This window comes from Bdellovibrionales bacterium, from assembly GCA_018266295.1.
In the GTDB taxonomy this organism is placed as follows: Bacteria; Bdellovibrionota; Bdellovibrionia; order Bdellovibrionales; family Bdellovibrionaceae; genus JACMRP01.
In genome coordinates this window covers 169,912-190,616 of the sequence record JAFEAQ010000006.1, presented here as the reverse complement: position 1 = coordinate 190,616, position 20,705 = coordinate 169,912, and the positions used below count along the sequence as shown (strand labels likewise).

The following is a 20,705-nucleotide window of genomic DNA, read 5'->3' as shown; positions in this document are numbered from 1 at the left end:
GCGTTTCGGCGCAGGCTTAGTAAACGCTAAAGCCGCACTTCTGAGATTTTAAGAAGTTATCGAACTCTTGATCGGTCGGAAATTTAAAATGCAACAGAGAGCTGTCGGATTGATCCGGCCAAAGGCTTTTGAGCGGAACTTTGCAGCTCTTGCCATTTTTACTAATTGTCGCTAGGCCCCTGCCGAGACGAGGCTCTTTGCCGGTCGCATCGACTTTAATCATGACATTGCTGCCGGTATAAGTTTTTGCGTCGGTCAGAACACCGCCGAGAACTTTCTTTGTTTTCGTATCGTAAGTCACCGTTTCACCCGTCGGCAGCGTCACGATCTGTTTGTCGCCCTCTGTCCGAATCGCCGGGATGTAACGGCGAGGAAAGACCATCATATATGTGAACTTTGATTGGCTGTAGTGATTGTCGTTGTAGTCAGAAATGGAAATACCCAAGTCCTGCCGGGCCTGAGCTGCAAAATCAAACTGCCACTCCCGCGGTAGAGGAGAGTGCGTTTTGTTATTTAGACGGAACTGGCCAGGAACGACATCGCCATGGTAGATACAAGCCATATAGTTGCCGGGCCGTTCACCACAGACCGCCGTCCGTGTGCCGGTATTATTGACATCCGTCTTTGGTTCAACCAAAGTACCCAAGGCTTTCGGATCCAAGGCATCGAATTGTTTTTTCATTTTTACGAGCTCATCCGCACGCGTTTCGCTGCCGCCACTGGTTTGAGTTTGATCATTGAGCTCACAAACAGCGCAGCGGTCGTTTTGCTCTTTCATTTTTTTTACAGCCTGGTTGCCGGCATTGATTTTTTCTACGACATCTTCCGGTGAAATACTCGAACCTGACGTGTCTGGAATAACCATCGTCGGTCCATTGGCTGCCGGCAAATCCGAAGTGCTTTTAGATTTTGTGGATCTTTTGTATTTTGGGATATACAGATGCGGAACCGGTTTTGATTCTTCAGCAGGCTTAGCTTCTTGTTCGGCTTTTGCCGGATCAGAAACTGTAAAAATCGCCGAGGGGTCTACGACCGAATCCGCAGCGTGAGCTATCAAGCCAAGCATTGAAAGAAATAAAACCATCTTCGCCATAGCTCCTTATCGGTTTCCGACCGTGACAGTTGAATGTGGAGTGGTTTGGTCCAGTCCAGGTCGAGTCCTGATCCTGGTCTCTTTTCTATCGTAGAAACAAACTCGCAATTCTGTCTTTATTTTTTGAGTAAACATCAACGACCTTTGGAAGTTTTCGCACTAACAAAAAATCACGGAGTTGTTCGGCCTATAGTTTCCAAACGACACCTTCGACCGGTTGGCTGACATCAAGGAATTCAGGCTCAAAGTTGCCGGCGTCCTCATAAACCGTGCGATAACGGGGATTTTTCATCCGGTCTTTAAATACTTGAAGCGCGCCCACGGAAAAGGGGTGGGAGTCCACGAAGTTTTTGGTCTGTGGTTCGCAATTTCTGTCAGCGAGGCAAAGTCGGCTTTGGCCGATGAAGTTCCAGATCTTGCTTGGGTCATAAAGGCTCATCTCGCGATTGCGATAACCTTCGTAGATCCAATTTTCTCCGAGGGATGTGCCGAGAATTGCGGATAATGAAACCCGGCGGATTTTGCCGTGCTCATCGGGGATGCCGCCAATGAGACGTTCTGAAACCGTGAGCGGATGGCGCCAAAGTTTTTCTAAACGCTCATCATAACGGCCGCTTTGTTTGACGAGGCCGACAGCATAGGGAGTGCAGCCTCCGCCGACCGTGGAGTTCGGATCCTTTTGGCGAGCCAGAAAGCTCAGGTAAGGATCAGTAATGGAATCAAAGTAAAGAATTTTGTTTTCAGGGCGCTGAAGAATTTCTTTCAGCGGAAGATCGCTACGGAGACCGAAGCTTTCATAGAACGTCACCATCGCTTGCAGTTTTTCACAAGATCGGGGAGTCACTTCGATTTGCAGATAGCGCGGGCGAATGAGTTCTTTGATGCCGGCTTCGTTGATTTGCTTTGTACCATTATAAAAAGTGATCCGTTTTAAATTCTCTTCGCCTTCGATAATGCGGCCATCGGGATAGCGGTAGGATAAAACGCCGAGACCGATTTTTTCGCGAAGAATATTGTTCACATCGACTTCGGGATGATTTTGTCCCGAGAAGCTACTCCAGCGATCATAGATTTTTCCGTCGGGGAGCGTGCAATGAATGTGATTGATCGCGTGACCCATCGTGGAACGGTAGCGCGAAGACATTTTTCCGGATTCGCCGAGACTGTTTTCAAAGGCAATGGCATCATCAGACGCAAGGGTGCGATGAATTTCAATTCCGAAAAAGCTCATAATTGCTTTCGCCGGAGATTGCCAGTTGATGGGCATATAAGGCGGATAGACGTAAATCGTCAGGGAGGACTCAAGGCCATTCAGGTTTTGTTGATATGTAGGAGTCGCAGAGGCGAAAAACGGGGAAAGACCCAGAACGGTCACGAAGAGAAGCGCAAGACTGCGTTTCATGTCCCCTCCGAAATGAAAAAGGCGCCGAAGTTTCCTGCGACGCCTTTGTCAGTCAATTACTTACCGAATTTGAAAGATTGCAATTCAGCGTAAGTTTTTTGGCCTTGTGTATCTGTTGTATCAACTTTAACAACGCCGAAAGCGACTTGGCCAACCCAAGTGAAGCCAGTGCCGTCTTGTGGATCAGCAGGCAATGCACATGTGTTGAAAGTACCAGCTGGTACAGTTACAGTTTCCAATTTGCCACCGTACTGAGCGCAGTTGCCAAGGATTTGACCAACCAAAGCATCAGAAACCATTTCTTGCTCTGATCTTTGTTGATTTTGAACTTGAGATTGGCCACCCAAGTTGATTTTGCTTTCAACAGTGTATGAACCGTTGTTAGCAGCAGTGATTGTCGATTCCAAAGTGCCTTGCATAGATTGGCCACCTTGAGAAATAGTCACGTTGTAAACCGCGTTGTCACCCATTGTTGGCATAGCGAAAGCTGTTGCCGCGAACAACACAGAAACCAAAGACATAAAGATTGTTTTCATTAAAATCCCCCTTATTAGTTGTTGAGGGCAAAGTACATGCGAGCTTTTTCGGAGTTGCAATCAAGAACGCACCTGATCGCGGAAATTACGCGGTGCTATCGCATTTTTTGGCTGCAATTAGATGATTTACTCAAAGGTTTTGGTCCTTGGCTCCGTTGAAAACAGATGATTTCTTGCCGATATGCAGGCCATGCGAATTCTGCTTTTGCTTTTCTTCATCTTTGTCGGACCGAGGTCTTGGGGCTTTCAATATCAAATTGAAGCCAAAAGTCTATTGCATCCGTCGCTCTTAAAGGCCCAGCAGCTCAGTCGCACCTTTGAGAGCGAAGGACTTTGGTCTGTGCGCAGTGCCAGTTTCGTTCAAGTGGGGATGCCTTTTGACTTTGTCTACGTGAACCAAGACTGGGACAAGGCGATCCTCGTCAAAGAGGGCCTTGTCGCGCCCGCCGAAAAAATGGGAGTCATCCTGCGCGATGAAAAGCTGGGAGCATCCATTTTTCATTTTCAAATCGAGGGTTCAAGTTACGTTTTGATGGCGCTGGGTTTTAGCTCGGCGGAACTGAATCACATTTTAGCGCCCTTTAAACCGCGTTTATCGGCTTCGAAATGGTCGCTGCTTATGAACTCTGCCTATGCTGCGGATGCGGATTGTAATCCAAAGACGACGGCTCAGCAAACCTTGGCGGAAAGCTCTGCCGGTCTTGAAGACGGTGCGATCTTACGCATGATCGGCAAGTGTGGAATGGATGCCTTACAAGGCGTGAAGCAATCCGCTGAAGGCACGATGAACTTCTTTAAAAAGCTAGTGTCGGATCCTGGAGCACTTTGGACTGACATGAAGAACTCCTTCAGTGAGTTGAAAGAGTTTGCACTCAATATGAAGTCTGAAGTGATCAGCATGATTGACACTCTTGGAAATATGCCTGCAGAACAAAAACTGCAAATTGCCTGTACGATGACGGGTGAAGTGCTTGGTGGTGCTATTCAAGCGGCGATTCTTGCCGGAACCCTCACGAAAATTATTCCGATGGCCATTGCAAAGCTGCGTAAAGCGGGTTCGCTCTTGGCGAAACTCGGCGATCTTAAGAAGCAGGGTTTTAAAACTCCGGATTTAAATTTAGCGACGAAGGAGATCTTAAGCTGTGCTTACTAGAATCTTCTTCTTTTTAGTTTTGATTTTCTCGCAGTCCGTATTGGCTACGGATTGTATGATGAGTATGGCTCTCAAAGACCCGGAGCTTGCTAACAACGGTGCGTTCTGGGAAGACTATGCAAAGCTGTCTGCGAAGGGGGGCGGCGACGAAAAGCAAATGCAGGCGCTGATTGAAAAGTACAAGCCGGGTGCCACGGCAAAAGCTGAAACTCCTGCGGCCTCGAAACCCTTTTCGGCCTCTGCGACGGATAAGCCAGCAGTTGCCGTGTCGAATACTTATAATGTTCAGCACAAGGCCGAGAAAGAAATCAAAAAGCTTCCGAAGGATCTGCAAGAAAACGTCGATGAGTTCCTCGAGATTGCTTCGCGTCCTGGCGGTTTTAAAGAGATTCAAAACAATCCCGGCAAGTGGCGCTACGAGCAAGTGGAACAGTTTGGGAAAGATGCTCACACAGTACGCATTAATGGCGGCTATCGCATCCTGTTTGATTTGGACAAGAAGACTCACCATATGGAAATTCGTATGGTGAACAAAGACAAAATCCACGGTGGCTAAGGTTCTTCCAGCTTTCTTCATGGCTTCGTAAACACTTGTAATTTTTCTCTGCGCAAATAGTCAGAAGTTGATTAAATCCTCTGGACGAATAATCTCACCGAGCTTGATAGCCAGGGGGATACTCGTGAAATTTTCAGTGATTATGCTAGTTATGGTTTTTGCGTTCGGCACAGAGTCCGCGATGGCTTTTACTTGGCCATGGAAACGCCCGAAAAAAGAAAAACCGGCACCACAACAACCTTTGGATCCTTGGTCTCAGTATATTCAGAATTTTTCGACCGTGGCGCAAGCCCAGCAAGTTCGCCCAGAAGCTGTCGCCCGCACTGTGAGCTTCTTGCAGACCGGTAAAGCGCAGCTTGAAAGCCGTATCGTAAACCGCCGTTACGTGACGGTGGCGGATATGACTCAACAGTCGACAGAAAAACGTCTGATCGTTTTGGATTTGCAAACTGGATCCGCCGCACGCTTTTTGGTATCGCACGGCTGGGGAAGTGGATTCGGTCCAAAAGTTTATCACTGTTCAAACCGTCCAAATAGCAAAGAGACACCTCCGGGATTTATGCTGATCGGGAATGAGAAAACTCAAACTCAATTCGGTAATGCATTGTACTTATATAGTCTTGAGCCTCGGAACGATAATAGTTACGCACGCACCATTATTTTCCATCCAAACAAGACAGCTGCGGAAGCTCAGTTCATGATGAAACGCGATGGGTACCTCAATATGAGCGAAGGTTGCACCCAGTTGACTCGTGAAGATTATAGTACGCTGAAGCCACTGGTTCGGGACGGAAGTTTGCTTTATAATTTTTGTCCCGAAGACCTCGACGGGCGTACAACTCTTTAAAATTCGATTTCTGTCTCTTTGTAAAGTTCCCCGTGCAGTAAGGGGAGCACTTATTGTGTTGCCAATGTGCAATAGGCGGTCAATTTATTAGGCAAAATTATTTTCTCCCGTAAGGATGTGCGCTTACAGGAGAAAATAATATGTTCATATTAAAATACTTTTCCATACTCACTTTATTGATGAGCTCTGCAGCTTTTGCTACGGACATCCGCCCGGATGAGAAGCTGGGGCAGCTGCAAGTAACCCTGCCGAAGAACACCGATCAATTAGATTCAAAGTTTAATCCCAAGTATCTGAATCTTGTTTTCCGTGTTGGTGGTACAGAGACTAAATTGCAAATCGGAAAAGAAAACCTCGTTGCTGCCGGCGAAGGTTGTTTGGATGTCGCTTACGGAGCGGTTTATCAAGCCACTCAGTGTGGTGTGAAAATAGAAGATAAAAAACTGACGAAGGTGGCGTTAGCTGCCATTAGGTTTGCATGGAACAAAGAGGCTTTGGCTGCTGATTTTGGTCCTCAGCCTATTTTCTATTTTAGTACCACGGATCAGCAGCGCCAGTTGCTTGCGCAGTTTAATCCTAGCCACCTTTCTGAGGAGCTTTCCGTCTTTGTAATTCCTGATATGACGGTGGCCATCGAACTACAGCACGATGAAACAGGCTCTCTGTATAAGACCTCTGTTAAAGCGATCGCAGACACTGCTGCCGTTGAAACAATTCAACCCCCGGAACTGCGCGGAGCTTTGCTTTTAGATTTTATTGGCGGAAAGCCGGTTTTTGATACGGAGAAAAGCTTTAACTCCCTGGCAGTGGTCTACCGCGATAACCAGGTCGCTAAAGACGAAAGCCATCTTCCTCCATCTTTCATGGCAAGAGATGAGGGTTCTCAGTTTGCTGATGCTCAGAGCAAACGCTACTTCATCAATTACTATAAATATGCTGCTGATGGCGTCAATCAGACGACTTATGCATATCCTATAAAGCAGAAGAATCCGTGGGGGACGTACTATGAGTTAACAATCAACGAGCACGTTTTGCCTTTGTCTTTGACAGCCGGGCAAACGACTCGCATCCCGGTTGCGACTTTGAATGTGCACCACTACAAGTCCAATCTGCCCGGGTTCTACAGGGTTTTTTCCGATTACAAGCAGAAAGGGATTTTGTCTCAAGTGCTGACGCCAGTGAACGTGAGCGGCTATTCTGATTTATATAAACTGTTGGACGTGGTTTACCCAACGGAGACAAGCTTGTTTTATCCTATTGGTTACAATTTCCGTTTGGATTTTTACATTACAGATGCGACGGGAAGAACGACCTTGCAGGATCAGGTGAATGTCGACTTAACACATGAGTAGGGTATTTCAAGGCGGCAGAATCGTAGAATACGATAGTCAAAACGCGATTTCCAGAACTCCGTGAAAATAACTTTTCGGGTTAAAACAAATACTCTAAGTTGTTGCAATCACAGGCATGATGCCTCTTGTCTTAACACAACCCTGACATTTGTTTGCTTTATATCAACACACCCGGGTGCTAGCTTTCTTGTATTCCAAAAAAGTTAATACACGGGAGTGAACATGTGCGGAGTTATCGGACTCATTGGCACGAGCCAAGCTTCCTCAAGAGCCTTGAGGGGACTGAGCCTTCTTCAACACCGGGGACAGGACGCTGCCGGCATCCTTTCCTATGATGATTCCGGTTTCCACTATGTGCGGAACTTGGGACTCGTCGAGAATGTGTTCACGCCGGAAAATATGGCCTCTCTGACCGGTGAGGTGGCCATCGGGCATGTCCGCTATGGGACAGCGGGGAAGAGTGAACTGCGGAATGTGCAGCCTTTCCTGTTGAATTTTCCATACGGCATTGGCCTTGTCCATAATGGCAACCTTGTGAACTTCCGCTCTCTGACTCAAGAACTTCGTACCAAATACCAACGCCAACCTCTGGCGGACTCAGACACTGAAAACATTATTAATCTCTTTGCTGAAGGACTTGCGAAAAATGTCCAGAAGCGAACGCCGACCTTTGAAGATCTTTGCTCTTCGGTCGATTTCGTTTTTGAAAAAGCCATTGGCAGCTATAGCATCGTGACCCTGGTTGCGGGCTTCGGGCTTGTGGCGTTCAGGGACCCCTATGGACTGCGACCGCTCGTCATGGGCAAACGCCGCGAAGACACCGGCAAAACGTCCTATGCTTTAGCCTCTGAAAGCACGGCATTGTCTTTCTTGGGTTACGATGAGTTCGAAGATATCAAGCCGGGGGAAATCGTCGCTATTAATATGGAAGGCATGGTGGAGCGTAAAATTCTCCGCACCCGTGAGCATCGCCCTTGCATGTTTGAGTGGGTTTACTTCGCTTCGCCGACTTCTGAAATTGAAGGCAGCCCGGTTTACAAAGCCCGCATCGAGCTCGGTAAGAAAATGGCTCAGTCCGTGAAAGAGCGCATGGCAATAGACGGGATTGAGTTTGATGTCGTGGTTCCGGTTCCGGAGACCGCGCGTATCGCCGCGATTGCCTTGGCGGAAGAGCTCAAGGTTCCCTATCGCGAAGTTTTAATTAAGAACCGCTACATCACTCGCACCTTTATCTTGGATAGTCAGGATAAGCGCGAGCAAGCCGTGCACTTGAAACTTGCGCCGGTTTTGTCTGAAATTAAAGACAAGCGCGTTTTGTTGGTCGATGACTCGATTGTGCGCGGAACGACTTCGCGCAAATTGATTGAGCTTGTGCGCATGGCAGGGGCCAAAGAGGTTTACTTCGCGGCGACGTGTCCGCCGATCAAGCATCCTTGTTATTATGGGATCGACTTCCCGATGGAAAAAGAGCTCATCGCCAATAATAAATCTCTGCAAGGCGTGGAAGAAGAGCTTGGTGCCGATGGGGTCATCTATCAAGAAGTTGAAGCTTTGAAAGAAGCTCTTTTCCCTGAAAAGAAAATCACTCCGTGTATGGCGTGCCTGACCGGGCAATACCCGACGGCGACCGATGGCGTGAAAGATCTGGTTAAAACGAGAAATGAGGATCGAAGTGCCTACAAATAGTTTTCAGAAAAAGAATTTGATGTATGAGGGGTCTGTAAAAAGAATATTTGCGACCGAGCAGGCATCTCATTTGGTTTTTGAATTCACCGATGATTATTCGGTTTTTGATTGGGGCAAAATGCCGGACACGATCCCGCAAAAGGGCGAGGGGCTGGCGAAATTAATGGCGGTTTTGTTTGAGCGCCTCGAAGAGCGCGGTGTGAAGACTCACTTCCGTGGATTTGACGGCGGCCGCAACGTGCTGGTTGAAAAAATCGGGGTCTATCGCCCTGAGCGCATCACCGAAGGTGGCCGTAACTTCTATACTTATCCAAAGACAATGCAGCGGCCTTACTTGATTCCACTGGAAGTGGTTTTCCGCTTTGAAGTGTGTGCAGGAAGTTCATTTATCAAACGTCATCCTGAAAAGAACTACCAAGTCGGTCAGCGCTTTGAAAAACCTTACATCGAAATGTTTACGAAGCTCGAAGATAAAGATCGTCCACTTTCTAATGAGGAAGCTCTCAAAATCAGCGGCCTGACGCCGGCTCAGTTTGAAGAAGTGACTATGAAAACTTCGGAAGTCGCGTTGATTCTGAAAAAGTGGTTTGCTGAAAAAGGCATTCGCTTGATGGATGGTAAACTCGAATGGGGCTTGTCCGCAGGCGGAGAGATCATCTTGGTCGATGCCATTGGTCCTGATGAAATGCGCCTTGAGAAACAGAATATTCAATTGTCGAAAGAAGTTCTGCGCGAGTTCTATCGTCAAACTCAGTGGTATCAAGATCTCGAGAATGCCAAAGAAGAAGGCGAAACTAAAGGTTATGCCGATTGGAAAGCCTTGGTGAAGAATCCTCCGCCGCCGCTGCCAGCGCGTTTGAAGGAGCTTGTCAGTGGTATGTACTTGGCACTGGTGAACGATATTGCCAATGAGAAGATTTTTAAATCAGCGAGCCTCGATGAGGTCGTCAAAGAAATGTCATCCTACCTGGAAGGGGGCCCTCGATGAGAGTCCTCGTCTTAGGCTCGGGTGGACGCGAACACGCCATGGCGTGGAAGCTTCTGCAATCGCCAAAGATCAAGACGCTGGTGATGTGCCCTGAAAACACAGCGGCGCTTGAGCAAATGCGCCAGCAGTATAAGAAGGACATCACGGGCTGGAATGATTCGGTGAAGGGTGCCGACAGTTTGTTGGCGCTGGCGAAAAAGGCCAAGAGCCAAAAGATCGACCTTGTCGTCGTAGGTCCTGACAATGTTCTTGCAGATGGTGCTGTGGATATTTTCCAGAAAGAGGGCCTGGCGATTTTCGGCCCCACTCAAGCAGCGGCCAGACTTGAAAGCAGTAAGATTTTTTCTAAGCAGGTGATGAAGGCCGCCAAAGTTCCGACGGCGGACTCCTACGAAGTTCATTCTGTCGCCGATGCCGAGAAATTAGTGAAGGACCTCAATTGGGTTCGTAAACAGTGGGTTTTGAAAGCCGATGGTCTTGCGCTCGGGAAGGGTGTTGAGATTTGCGAAACCCGCGAGCAGGCTCTGACCGCTTTAGCGCGATTGCAGCAATACTCTCATTCTTTTGTGATCGAAGAGCGTCTTCGCGGTAAAGAGATCTCATGGCTTGCGTTCTGTGATGGCGACAGTTGTTCGTTGCTGGCGCCGGCACGCGACTACAAAACTTTGACGGAAGATCCCTTAAGTCCCAACACGGGTGGCATGGGGGCCGTGTGCCCGGTGCCTCTCGACGATCCAAAGCTGGGTGATAAAATCCGAGATTTGGTGTTTATCCCGACTTTGCGTGAAATGAAAAAACGGGGGACTCCTTATAAAGGAATTCTTTACGCAGGCTTGATGGTCGATGGCGAAGATATTTGGGTTTTGGAATTCAATTCTCGTTTCGGTGATCCCGAGGCGCAGGTTCTGTTGCCGCTGATTCAAGACGATCTGCTGGAGTGGTGTTTAGCCAGCGTCGAAGGACGCTTGTCACAGAAGCCGCGTGTGGTTCCGATGTTTGATGAGTATGCGGTCTATGTGGTTGCCGCTTCGGCCGGGTATCCGGGTGTTGTTCGTAATGGGGATGCGATTCAAGGTCTTGATAAATGGATGAAAACTCATAGCGGGTTCTTCGCCGGAGTTCGTAAAGACGAAGCTCAGTGGCGCACTTCGGGCGGCCGTGTTTTGGGCGCGCTCGGGTTTGGCAATACGATTGCTGAAGCTCGCGCCAAAGCCTTTGAGCGTTTAGAGCAAGTTCAGTTTGACGGTATGCAAGTGCGTAAAGATGTGGGGGCGGAGTGGCTTTAGAGCGTCTTCCTCGTATTGCGGTTTTAGCCTCAGGAAGAGGTTCTAATTTTAGCGCCATTGCCAAAGCTGTCGGTGAAAAAAAACTGGCAGCGGACATTGTGCTTGTCGGGTCTGACCGTGCTGATGCGGCCGTTTTAGAAAAAGCTCAAGATTTGGGTTTAAAAACCCTCGTTGAAAAAGATCAAGCGCGTTTAGCAGCAGCTCTGCGGGAGCTGCAAGTTGATTACGTCGTGCTCGCGGGCTTCATGCGGATCCTCAAGGCAGAGTTCATTGCTGCTTTTCAGGATGCCCGCGGTTTTGCACGTATTATCAATATTCATCCGTCACTTTTGCCGGAGCTTCCGGGGTTAGATAGTTACAAACGCGCATTTGAACAGAAATTACCAAAGACCGGCGTGACGGTGCATTTTGTCGATGCCGGCGTAGACACGGGGCCGATCTGTGCCCAAGAAAGTTTCTCGATTGCTGATTGCACCAGCGTTGAGGAGGTTGAAAAGCGAGGCCTTGCTATTGAGCACGCGCTTTATCCAAGGACATTGTCTTGGATCCTCGCAAATCAGTTTGAAATTTTAAAACAAGGAGAGAGGTTTTATGTACGCCCGCACTGAAGTCATCCTTAAGCAAGAGCTTCAAGATCCAAAAGGCCTGGCACTCTTAGGTAAAATCCAGAAATGGAATCCAACCATTGCCGCTAAAATTCAATCTCTCCGCGTCGTGGATCTTTTCTGGAGCGAGTTCGAAGGCGACCAAAACGAATTTGACCGTCTCGCACAAGATGTTTGGTGGGATCAGGTTCTTCAACAAAAAAACTGGCCAACAAGCCACTGGGTTGTTGAGCGCGAGTACCACCCTGGAATGACTGATAACTTGGGGCATACAGCTCTTGAGGCCTTGGAAATTTGTGCCCGCCGTAAACTTCCTAAGACACAAGTGAGCTCCGGTCAGGCTTACTTGTTTGCCGGCGAAACTCTTCATCGCGAAGAGATCGAAGCCGTCACGAAGGCTTTGATTTCAAATTCATTAATTCATCGTCACCGTGTTTATTCTGACAGTGAGTTTTCTAAATACGCCCGTTTTGAGTCCTCAGAGATCGGGCCTAAGTTCTTGTTACCTGGCGAAACACAGCCGAAGGCGCAAAAAGTGCCGTTGATCGGTATGAACGATGAAGCTTTGATGGAACTCAGCCGTCAGAATCTGTTGTCGCTGACTTTACCTGAGATGAAGACGATTCAAGCTTACTTTGCTTCTGAAAAACGCGATCCAACGGACGTTGAAGTGGAAGTGCTCGCGCAAACTTGGTCTGAGCACTGCAAGCACAAAATCTTTGCTGCCGATGTTGAATATACAGAGGAAGGCGGAAAGACGCCGCAGATCCCTGCGAAGATTTCAAGCCTATTTAAAACAACCATCGCAGGAACAACGAAAGAGCTGCCAAAGCCTTGGTTGTTGTCCGTATTTAAAGATAACGCCGGCATCGTCGCTTTTGATGATGAAAACGCAGTTTGCATTAAAGTAGAGACTCATAACTCTCCGTCGGCGCTGGACCCATTTGGTGGCGCGATCACAGGGATTGTCGGTGTCAACCGCGATATCTTGGGTTGTGGTTTTGGCGCGAAGCCAATCTTTAATACCGACGTCTTCTGTGTGGGTCCTCTCGAAATGAAAGAGAATCTGCCGACGGGAATCATTCCTCCGGCGCAATTGCTTGAAGGCATCCGCAGCGGGGTTGAGGCCGGTGGAAACCAAAGTGGTATTCCCACGGTGAATGGCGCCATTTACTTTGATGAGTCGTTCATCGGGAAGCCTTTGGTCTTCTGCGGCTCGGGCGGGATTATGCCACGTAAGATTGCTGACAAAGAATGTGCCGCGAAAGAAATCAATACGGGCGACCTGATCTGCATGGTCGGTGGCCGTATCGGTCGTGACGGCATTCATGGGGCGACGTTCTCGTCTTTAGAAATGACCGAATCGATTCCTTCCAGCGTGGTTCAGCTGGGCGATCCTATCACTCAGCGCCGGATGACGGACTTCTTGATGGAAGCCCGCGATCGCAACCTCTATAGAACTTTGACCGATAACGGAGCAGGCGGGTTGTCTTCTTCGGTTGGTGAAATGGCAGGGATTGCCGGCGGCGCCCGTATGGACGTATCTTTGGCAAAAACTAAAATGCCGGGACTCAAACCCTTTGAATTAGTGATCAGCGAATCGCAAGAGCGTATGACAGTGGCGGTGCCGCCAGCTCAGCGCGAAGCCTTCTTGACACTGGCGGATCTTCGCGGAGTGGAAGTCAGCGTACTTGGTGAGTTCACGAATTCGGGCCGCTTTGAAATCTTCTACGCAAAAGATAAAGTCGCGGATCTTTCTTTGGACTTTTTGCATGATGGAAATCCAAAATTGCAACTCAAAGCGCATTGGACTCATAAGCCCGTGGTGACGACGGAAGCTCCGAAAGAAGCAAAGCCATTTGAGACATTGAAACAAATCTTAAAGCGCCCGAATATTCGCAGCAAAGAAAACATGATTCGTCAGTACGATCATGAGGTTCAAGGCCGCTCGGTGGTGAAGTCCCTGCAGACGTCTCCGGCTCAGCGCTCAACTCCGAATGATGCGGCGGTTTTGTCTCTGTCACATGGTAATTCCACCGGCGTTGTTGTCGGTTGTGGTTTGAACCCGCGCATGTCGGTTGTGGATCCGTATTTGATGGCGCAATTAGCAGTCGACGAAGCCGTCAGAAACCTGCTTGCCGTCGGAGCGGAGTTTTCTCTCGGGGATGAAACGGTTCTTTCTTTGATTGATAATTTCTGCTGGCCAGATCCGGTCGAGGACACGGCGAAGATGGCGGCTCTGGTTCGTACTTGCTATGGACTGCGCGAGGCGTGCTTGGCGCTGAAGGCGCCGCTGATTTCCGGTAAAGACAGCATGAAGAACGACTACAAAGGCACTCAAGGCGGAAAGCCTGTCAAAATTTCGGTTCTACCGACATTGTTGGTCACGGCCATGGGCCGCATGATGGATTACAAAAAAGCCCGTACAGCAGAATTTAAGAAGGCTGGCGATAAGATCTATAAACTCGGTCCTTCGCAATTGGGTTTAGCGGCTTCTGAATGGCAAGCTCTACAAAAGACACCGACTGCGATGAAAGCAGCCACTCCGGCGTGGGATCAAGCGGTGAAACTCTATAGCTGGTTGGGCTCGGCTGAGTCTGCGGCAGTTTTGAAATCAGCGCACGATCTCAGTGAAGGCGGAATGCTCACGGCGGTTGCAGAATCTAGCTTTACCAATAATTTAGGAATTGAATTTGATCCGTCGCTTGAGCTCGCAAACGCGGAAACTTCTTTCGGTGAAGGCTTCCATCAGTTCGTTGTGAGTGTCGCTGGTGACAAAGCGGCTGAAGCGGAAAAGCTTTGGTCGGCAAAGGGGATCGCATTTATGGCCATCGGAACTTTGACGGCAAAACCAGAATGGACTTGGCAGGGTGAGAAAATCACTGTCGATGAACTCTATCAAGCTTGGAATGGGGAGAGCCTCTGATGAAAGCACTTGTTTTAGCCGGTGACGGAATCAATTGTGAAGTCGAAATGGCCCACGCCGCCCGCAAGGCTGGTTTTGCTACCGACATCATCCATGTGAATGATCTTATCCAAAAGAAATTCACCCAGGAAGATCTTAAGAAAAACTATCGTGCCCTTTTTATGCCTGGGGGATTTTCTTTCGGTGATCACTTGGGCTCAGGCCGCGTGCTGGCGCTGAAGCTCACAAAGGGCTTGAACTGGAACCTCGAAGACTTTGCGGCCCATGGTGGGATCGTTCTTGGAGTCTGCAATGGCTTTCAAGCTTTGATTGCGATGGGCGCTTTTGGTAAGAAGGTGTCCATTACTCATAATATTCAGAATAAGTTTTTAAACCGCTGGGCCGCGATGAAAAAGTCTGCGGCGCCGAATGTCTTTCTCACGGGGGTCGATGAAATGTATCTGCCGATTCGCCACGGGGAAGGCCGGTTGTTGTTTGACTCTTCCGTTGATGTGCATAACAGCCCGGATTTTAAAATCACACTGCAATACACAGAAGATGTGAATGGCAGTACTGAGCGCATCGCTGGTCTTGTGAATCCGACAGGCCGTATTTTTGGTTTGATGCCTCACCCAGAGGCAGCGGTTCGTAAGACGCAGAATCCACTTTGGACACAAACACCTGAAAAGGCGGATGATGAAGAAGTGGGAATGATGTTTTTTAGAAATGCTTATAAGGAGATCTCATCGTGTTAAAATTGAACCGCGCGCTTTTAAGTGTCTCTGATAAAACGGGTTTGGTGGAATTGGCACAAGCCATGCACAAATCCGGTACTGAGCTCTACGCTTCAGGCGGAACTCTAAAAACCCTCGAAGAGGCGGGCATTCCTTGCAAAAAAGCCGAAGAGCTCTCTGAAACTCCCGAGGCTTTTCAAGGCCGTATGAAAACATTGTCTTTTAAAATTTTCTCGGGTCTTTTAGCTCGCAGAAATGACGTGAAAGACAAAGCGGACTGGGAAAAGCTCAATATCAAGCTTTTGGATGCCGTGGTTGTGAACTTTTATCCGTTCCATAAAAATCTCGATAAGAATCTTTCCCGCGCCGAACTGACGGAGTTGATTGATATCGGTGGGCCGGCCCTTGTCAGAGCAGCGGCGAAGAATTCTCCGGATGTTTTGGTTCTGACGGATCCAGCTCAGTACTCAGAAGTAGTGACTCAGCTAAAAACCGCAGGAACTGTGAATCAAGAAACGGCGTTAAAAGCGTCGGCTCAAGCCTGGGACCTTGTGACTGAGTATGATCAAAGCATTCAGTCGGTTTTCGGTGAAGGCATGAAGCCGCTTCGCTACGGAGAAAATCCGCATCAAAAGGCAAGTTTGAAAGTAAATGCCAATTCGCCCCTCGACTGGAATCATCCACTGACGGCGACGGAGTTATCTTATAATAATATCGTCGATCTTTCTTCGGCTTACTTTGTCGCACGTGATTTGAAATCGGCCTTCCCGGATCGCACAAGTGTTGTGATCGTAAAACACAATAATCCGTGTGGAGTGGCGTCTGTACCGAAGTCAGCGCCCAAGGCTCAGCTTCGGGCTTTGGAAAAAGCTTGGGCTTGTGACCCGGTATCAGCTTTCGGCGGCGTCCTTATCTTTACCGATGAAATTGACAGCGAAATCCTTAGCTACTTTGAGACTCGTTTTGTGGAGCTTTTATCTGCGCCGAAGTTGCAGGCGGGGAACTTGGGGGATTTGCTCAAGCACCGCAAAAACCTGAAAGCTGTGACAGTGAGACACTGGGATCTGGAATCTCCTTCAATGCAAATGAGTGTGGCGGGTGGAGTTCTCACACAAACTCTCGATTTGCAATTGCAAGAGCCGATCAAAGGTGTGACAGAGGTCGCATGGCCGACGGAGTTTAACGAACTCGCGCACTTTGGAATCTTCTGTAATAAAACTTTGAAAAGTAACTCTGTTTGCTTGGTACAAAAAGACAGCGACGGGGACTTCCGCATGGTAGGGGCTGGTCAAGGTCAGCCAAACCGGGTTGAAGCCATGGGAAAACTCGCCATTCCGCGTGCTCAGAATATTTTAGGCCGTGATCATCTCGGTGATTGTATCCTTATCAGTGATGCGTTCTTTCCATTCCGCGATTCGGTGGATGTCGCAGCAAACGTAGGAATTAAGTACATCATCCAGCCGGGCGGCAGTATCAAGGACGCCTCGGTGATTGCGGCTTGTAATGAACATAAAATAGCAATGGCATTTACCGGCTTCCGCCACTTTAGACACTAGGAGCACTGAATGGAAAAAGGCGCTTACGAAAAAGCAGGGGTCAATCGCGATTTGGCCGATCAGTTTGTGGGAAGTATCTCCACGATGGTGAAGTCGACGTTGAATGCCAACGTGAAATCCTCCGTGGGTGGGTATGCTTCGCTTTATAACTTGAATTCTAAGCAATATATCGCGGCCAGCACCGATGGTGTTGGAACAAAACTCAAACTCGCGTTTGACTGGAATTCGCATGACACAGTCGGGATCGATCTTGTTGCGATGTCTGTGAATGATCTTCTCTGTGTTGGCGCAAAACCGTTATTTTTCCTCGACTACTTTGCCACGGGCAAACTTCAGCCAAAAACGGCGAAGGATGTTCTTGCCGGAATCGTGAAGGGCTGTCAGCAGGGCAGTTGCGCACTCATCGGCGGTGAAACAGCCGAGATGCCAGGCTTTTATCAGCCGGGTGAATATGACTTGGCTGGATTTGCCGTCGGTCTTGTGGATAAAAAGAAAGCTTTACCAGTTAAGAGCATCAAAGCAGGCGATGTCCTCATTGGCGTATCATCTTCAGGTTTTCATAGCAACGGTTACAGCTTAATCCGTAAGCTCTTTGCGGCGTGGAAGCCGACAAAAACTCTGAGCCGCAAAACTTTGGCAAAAGAGCTTTTGAAGCCAACGATGATTTACACGCGCGGGGTTAAGAAGTTGATTGCTCAGGGGTCTGTCAAAGGATTGGCACACATCACGGGCTCTGGTTTCTTGAACGTGCCACGCATGTCTGAAAAGGTGAGCTACGATATTACCTTGCCGCCTTTGAAAGAGCGCCCAAAAGCGTTCCAATGGCTTGAGACTCTCAAAGACAAATCTCTGACGTTCGATGAAAAGACTCAGACTTTCAATATGGGGATCGGGATGGTGATCGTCGTTGATGCGAAGAAGGCAAAAGCCGTTCTGACTCACCTAAAGAAAAATAACTACAAGGCCTGGAAAATTGGCCAGACGGTTCGTAAAAAATCCCGTTGCGAAGTTCGCGTGACGGATGGAACTGAAAGCACAACGTTGGTTTATTAAATGAGATTTGGGATTCTTGGCGGCGGCCAATTAGGAAGAATGCTCTGGGAAGCCAGCTGTCAGCTGGTGATGGATCTGCGTCCGTCACCGGTTTACAACGACAAGGCCATTTGCCCGGCAAGCCATGCCGGTGCAACGGTGGTCGTTGGAAACGTCAGCGAAACTGAGAAACTGAAGAATTTCCTGAATACAGTGGATGGTTTTTCAATTGAAAGTGAATTTCTCGATGTCGATGCGATTGAAAATGCTTGGGGCACAGGACGTAAATTCCCGGCACCGTCTTTTGCTGGACTTCGAGTGGCACAAGATAAACTTGAGCAAAAAAAGTTTTTCACACAAAATAGTCTTCCGACTTCTCAATTTACTGAGGTCACCGCAGTCGAACTTGATTCTCCAGAGCACTTAACGACTCTGCATAAAGACTGGCAAGGGTTGGTTCTCAAGAAAGCCCGTATGGGTTACGACGGAAAGGGCAATATGGCTCTTCCGCCAGGTACCACTTTGAACTTTCAAGCGATTCGTACTTTCTGTGAAAGCGCGTATAAAACCGGTTCGCGCGTTTATGCCGAGCAGTTTGTTCCATTCGCAAAAGAAGTGGCGCTGGTGTCTTGTCAGAGTTTTTCCGGGGATTTCGGTCATTATCCTTTGATTGAAACTCAGCAGAAAAAAGGTGTTTGTTTTTTGGCTTTCACAGCTTTGAATGAAGAAGCGAATGAAAAGAAAGCGGCTGAGATCGCGTATGTGATTGCGAGCAAGCTTAAGATGCTTGGGACTTTTGCGGTTGAGTTCTTTGTCACTGAAAAAGGCGAGTTGCTCGTCAACGAAATGGCGCCTCGAGTGCATAACTCCGGTCATTTCACGCAAAGAGCGGCCCGTTCAAGCCAGTTCCAAATGCATTTGAAATCGTACTGGCAGGAAAAGTTCGATAAAGAGGACTTTGATTGCGCCAAAGCCTTCGCAATGGTGAACCTTTTGGGTCCTGAGGGCCTCCATGGGACCATCAGTAAGCCGCTGAGTAGCCGAATTTACTGGTACGACAAAGAAATGACTTCCCCGGGAAGAAAGCTCGGACATATGATTGGCTCTGGGATGAGTGCCGGGGAACTGCCTCAGATTATTGACAGCCTGAAGGCCGCTGAAAAGCAGTGGCAAGAAAGTTTAAAACCATGAGCAAAAAGAATAAATCTGAAGTTTTGATCGTGATGGGTAGTCTTTCGGATCTCGCCACAATGAAACGTGCCGAAGAAATTCTGAAAGAATTCGGTGTTGGTTTTGAAACCAAGATCGTTTCTGCTCATCGCACGCCGGAGATTCTTTTTGCTGAAGGTGAAAGCGCCCACAAAAACTATAAAGTCGTCATCGCCGGAGCGGGCGGTGCGGCCCATTTGCCGGGCATGATGGCCTCTTTGACAACTTTGCCGGTGATTGGTGTTCCTGTTCCGGTGGGTTCTCTCGGTGGTCAGGATAGTTTGTATTCCATCGTGCAAATGCCAGAAGGAATTCCAGTGGCAACTGTTGCGATTGGCAACGCCGGAAATGCCGCCTTGTTAGCGGTTCAAATGCTCGCAATTGCGGACAGCGATTTGGCAAAAAAACTAACAAAATACAAAGAAAGCCTCCGCAAAAAAGTCGCCGACCAGAACAAAAAGATCTAGCAGTATCACCCGCGTGTAAGTACTGACTCCGCCGGCTTTCCGACGAAAACCGACCCGTGCGAACGATAAGTCTTAGCGTGAGTAAAGGCCCCCTCTGAATAAGGTCAACCTATAAGTTGACCCTATTCAGAGGGGGGCACTAAGAACATCTAAACTTACTTATTCCGTCACTTCCGCAGGGGCTTTGATTTATAATTCGTATGTTTTGATTTCTTCTCGGAGCTTTTAGCTTTTTTCTTAGGTCTTTAGAGAAACTCTGGAATTGCACTCTCCAGAGGCCGACGGGCTCGTGTTTTTTTGCGGTGTTGCTCTGGTTTCGAATGTTAAAAAGCACATGGTGTCATAGAAAGAATGGTCAAGCTTCGCGAAAAGCAGTAGTATTTCAGAATTCGGAGGTGTTCTATGAAACAACAATGCGACTTGGTCTGCGGCCTACCTGAAAACGATGCGGAATTAAAAAAAATGCTCACGCCTGAGCAGTATGCGATTGTTGCGAAGAATGGAACCGAACGTCCTTTTCAGAATGCATACTGGGATAATCACGAAGAAGGGCTCTACGTCGATGTTGTGTCGGGTGAACCCTTATTTGCCTCTGTTGATAAGTTTGATTCCGGTACTGGTTGGCCGAGCTTCACTCAGCCAGTAAAGCCGAATGTGGTGAAAGAACTCTCGGACTACAGTCACGGCATGACTCGAACGGAAGTACGTTCGCAGAAATCAAACTCGCACTTGGGTCACATTTTTGACGACGGCCCGGGTCCGACAGGTTTACGTTATTGTATTAACTCCGCCTCGTTGCGTTTTATTCCGGTGGAGAAACTTAAAGAAGAGGGCTACGAGGCTTATCTTCCAATGTTCAAAGACGGAGAATAAAAATGAAACAGTTTCTAGCAGTCTACATGGGCTCAGCAACAGACGACATCATGAAAAAGTGGATGGCGATGGACGAGAACACGCGCAAAGAAAAAGAGCGCGCAGGAATGCAGGCCTGGGGAAAATGGGTTGAAACCCATAAAAAGAGTATCGTCGTCGGTGGCGGTCCTTTGGGTAAAACCAAGAAAGCAGATCCAAGCGGCATCACAGATATCAAAAATCTGATGACGGGTTACACGGTTGTTCAAGCAGAAACTCACGAAGAAGCAGCCAAGATGTTCAAAGAGCATCCGCACTTTTCAATTTTCCCAGGAGCTTCTGTCGAGATCATGGAAGTGCTGCCGATCCCAGGCATGTAATTGAGAGTCGTTGAAATGAAACCGCCTGCCTCAAGCTGGCGGTTTTGTTCCCCTTCCTGAAGTGGA

At 48.4% G+C, this 20,705-nt stretch carries 19 protein-coding genes; 16 read left to right on the top strand and 3 right to left on the bottom strand.

The window, feature by feature from the left end; all coding sequences use genetic code 11:
• Positions 1-16: 16 nt before the first annotated feature.
• The 3 genes from JSU04_05095 to JSU04_05085 form a co-directional block, all read right to left on the bottom strand.
• Complete coding sequence (locus JSU04_05095) at positions 17-1,093, bottom strand: hypothetical protein (protein ID MBS1969657.1); 1,077 nt, start codon at positions 1,091-1,093, stop codon at positions 17-19.
• Between the two features lie 187 nt (positions 1,094-1,280).
• A complete protein-coding gene (locus tag JSU04_05090; GenBank protein ID MBS1969656.1) occupies positions 1,281-2,495 on the bottom strand; it encodes a hypothetical protein in 1,215 nt (404 codons plus the stop codon).
• Between the two features lie 56 nt (positions 2,496-2,551).
• Positions 2,552-3,031, bottom strand: a complete 480-nt coding sequence (locus tag JSU04_05085; GenBank protein ID MBS1969655.1) for a hypothetical protein — start codon at positions 3,029-3,031, stop codon at positions 2,552-2,554.
• A 190-nt stretch (positions 3,032-3,221) separates the two neighbouring features.
• Between JSU04_05085 and JSU04_05080 the strand changes: the two genes are divergently transcribed.
• The 16 genes from JSU04_05080 (at position 3,222) to JSU04_05005 (ending at position 20,639) form a co-directional block, all read left to right on the top strand.
• The gene (locus tag JSU04_05080) at positions 3,222-4,184 is read left to right on the top strand and encodes a hypothetical protein (protein MBS1969654.1); all 963 of its coding nucleotides are present in this window, start codon (positions 3,222-3,224) and stop codon (positions 4,182-4,184) included.
• Positions 4,174-4,740 carry a hypothetical protein gene (locus tag JSU04_05075; protein MBS1969653.1) on the top strand — a complete coding sequence of 189 codons (567 nt, stop codon included), beginning with the start codon at positions 4,174-4,176 and terminating at the stop codon, positions 4,738-4,740. The genes JSU04_05080 and JSU04_05075 overlap by 11 nt, the downstream gene beginning before the upstream one ends.
• Before the next feature lie 124 nt (positions 4,741-4,864).
• The gene (locus JSU04_05070) at positions 4,865-5,587 is read left to right on the top strand and encodes a murein L,D-transpeptidase catalytic domain family protein (GenBank protein ID MBS1969652.1); all 723 of its coding nucleotides are present in this window, start codon (positions 4,865-4,867) and stop codon (positions 5,585-5,587) included.
• 140 nt (positions 5,588-5,727) lie between these two features.
• A complete protein-coding gene (locus tag JSU04_05065; protein MBS1969651.1) occupies positions 5,728-6,939 on the top strand; it encodes a hypothetical protein in 1,212 nt (403 codons plus the stop codon).
• 222 nt (positions 6,940-7,161) lie between these two features.
• Entirely contained in the window at positions 7,162-8,625 is a 1,464-nt protein-coding gene (purF, locus tag JSU04_05060) for an amidophosphoribosyltransferase (protein ID MBS1969650.1), read from the top strand.
• Positions 8,612-9,613 (top strand): hypothetical protein, encoded by a 1,002-nt coding sequence (locus tag JSU04_05055; GenBank protein MBS1969649.1) that lies wholly within the window; start codon positions 8,612-8,614, stop codon positions 9,611-9,613. The genes purF and JSU04_05055 overlap by 14 nt, the downstream gene beginning before the upstream one ends.
• Positions 9,610-10,899, top strand: a complete 1,290-nt coding sequence (gene purD / locus JSU04_05050; protein MBS1969648.1) for a phosphoribosylamine--glycine ligase — start codon at positions 9,610-9,612, stop codon at positions 10,897-10,899. The genes JSU04_05055 and purD overlap by 4 nt, the downstream gene beginning before the upstream one ends.
• Positions 10,890-11,507, top strand: coding sequence for a phosphoribosylglycinamide formyltransferase (gene purN / locus JSU04_05045; GenBank protein ID MBS1969647.1), 618 nt, complete (start codon positions 10,890-10,892; stop codon positions 11,505-11,507). The genes purD and purN overlap by 10 nt, the downstream gene beginning before the upstream one ends.
• Positions 11,491-14,430, top strand: coding sequence for a phosphoribosylformylglycinamidine synthase (locus tag JSU04_05040; protein ID MBS1969646.1), 2,940 nt, complete (start codon positions 11,491-11,493; stop codon positions 14,428-14,430). The genes purN and JSU04_05040 overlap by 17 nt, the downstream gene beginning before the upstream one ends.
• On the top strand, positions 14,430-15,164 hold the full coding sequence (locus tag JSU04_05035) for a phosphoribosylformylglycinamidine synthase subunit PurQ (protein MBS1969645.1): 735 nt from the start codon (positions 14,430-14,432) through the stop codon (positions 15,162-15,164). Before JSU04_05040 ends, JSU04_05035 begins: the two co-directional genes overlap by 1 nt.
• Complete coding sequence (gene purH, locus JSU04_05030; GenBank protein MBS1969644.1) at positions 15,158-16,699, top strand: bifunctional phosphoribosylaminoimidazolecarboxamide formyltransferase/IMP cyclohydrolase; 1,542 nt, start codon at positions 15,158-15,160, stop codon at positions 16,697-16,699. Before JSU04_05035 ends, purH begins: the two co-directional genes overlap by 7 nt.
• Positions 16,700-16,708: 9 nt before the next feature.
• Positions 16,709-17,752 (top strand): phosphoribosylformylglycinamidine cyclo-ligase, encoded by a 1,044-nt coding sequence (locus JSU04_05025; protein ID MBS1969643.1) that lies wholly within the window; start codon positions 16,709-16,711, stop codon positions 17,750-17,752.
• The gene (locus JSU04_05020; protein ID MBS1969642.1) at positions 17,753-18,922 is read left to right on the top strand and encodes an ATP-grasp domain-containing protein; all 1,170 of its coding nucleotides are present in this window, start codon (positions 17,753-17,755) and stop codon (positions 18,920-18,922) included.
• Entirely contained in the window at positions 18,919-19,407 is a 489-nt protein-coding gene (gene purE / locus JSU04_05015) for a 5-(carboxyamino)imidazole ribonucleotide mutase (GenBank protein ID MBS1969641.1), read from the top strand. Before JSU04_05020 ends, purE begins: the two co-directional genes overlap by 4 nt.
• 402 nt (positions 19,408-19,809) lie before the next feature.
• A complete protein-coding gene (msrB, locus tag JSU04_05010; protein MBS1969640.1) occupies positions 19,810-20,280 on the top strand; it encodes a peptide-methionine (R)-S-oxide reductase MsrB in 471 nt (156 codons plus the stop codon).
• Between the two features lie 2 nt (positions 20,281-20,282).
• Positions 20,283-20,639 (top strand): hypothetical protein, encoded by a 357-nt coding sequence (locus JSU04_05005; GenBank protein MBS1969639.1) that lies wholly within the window; start codon positions 20,283-20,285, stop codon positions 20,637-20,639.
• The last annotated feature ends 66 nt before the right edge of the window (positions 20,640-20,705 follow it).

Excerpts from the sequence above, each read along its gene's own strand:
- JSU04_05095 (MBS1969657.1), bottom strand. The coding sequence starts at position 1,093 with ATGGCGAAGATGGTTTTATTTCTTTCAATGCTTGGCTTGATAGCTCAC.
- JSU04_05090 (MBS1969656.1), bottom strand. The coding sequence starts at position 2,495 with ATGAAACGCAGTCTTGCGCTTCTCTTCGTGACCGTTCTGGGTCTTTCC.
- JSU04_05085 (MBS1969655.1), bottom strand. The coding sequence starts at position 3,031 with ATGAAAACAATCTTTATGTCTTTGGTTTCTGTGTTGTTCGCGGCAACA.
- JSU04_05080 (MBS1969654.1), top strand. The coding sequence starts at position 3,222 with ATGCGAATTCTGCTTTTGCTTTTCTTCATCTTTGTCGGACCGAGGTCT.
- JSU04_05065 (MBS1969651.1), top strand. The coding sequence starts at position 5,728 with ATGTTCATATTAAAATACTTTTCCATACTCACTTTATTGATGAGCTCT.
- purF (MBS1969650.1), top strand. The coding sequence starts at position 7,162 with ATGTGCGGAGTTATCGGACTCATTGGCACGAGCCAAGCTTCCTCAAGA.
- purD (MBS1969648.1), top strand. The coding sequence starts at position 9,610 with ATGAGAGTCCTCGTCTTAGGCTCGGGTGGACGCGAACACGCCATGGCG.
- JSU04_05040 (MBS1969646.1), top strand. The coding sequence starts at position 11,491 with ATGTACGCCCGCACTGAAGTCATCCTTAAGCAAGAGCTTCAAGATCCA.
- JSU04_05035 (MBS1969645.1), top strand. The coding sequence starts at position 14,430 with ATGAAAGCACTTGTTTTAGCCGGTGACGGAATCAATTGTGAAGTCGAA.
- JSU04_05025 (MBS1969643.1), top strand. The coding sequence starts at position 16,709 with ATGGAAAAAGGCGCTTACGAAAAAGCAGGGGTCAATCGCGATTTGGCC.
- JSU04_05020 (MBS1969642.1), top strand. The coding sequence starts at position 17,753 with ATGAGATTTGGGATTCTTGGCGGCGGCCAATTAGGAAGAATGCTCTGG.
- purE (MBS1969641.1), top strand. The coding sequence starts at position 18,919 with ATGAGCAAAAAGAATAAATCTGAAGTTTTGATCGTGATGGGTAGTCTT.
- msrB (MBS1969640.1), top strand. The coding sequence starts at position 19,810 with ATGAAACAACAATGCGACTTGGTCTGCGGCCTACCTGAAAACGATGCG.
- JSU04_05005 (MBS1969639.1), top strand. The coding sequence starts at position 20,283 with ATGAAACAGTTTCTAGCAGTCTACATGGGCTCAGCAACAGACGACATC.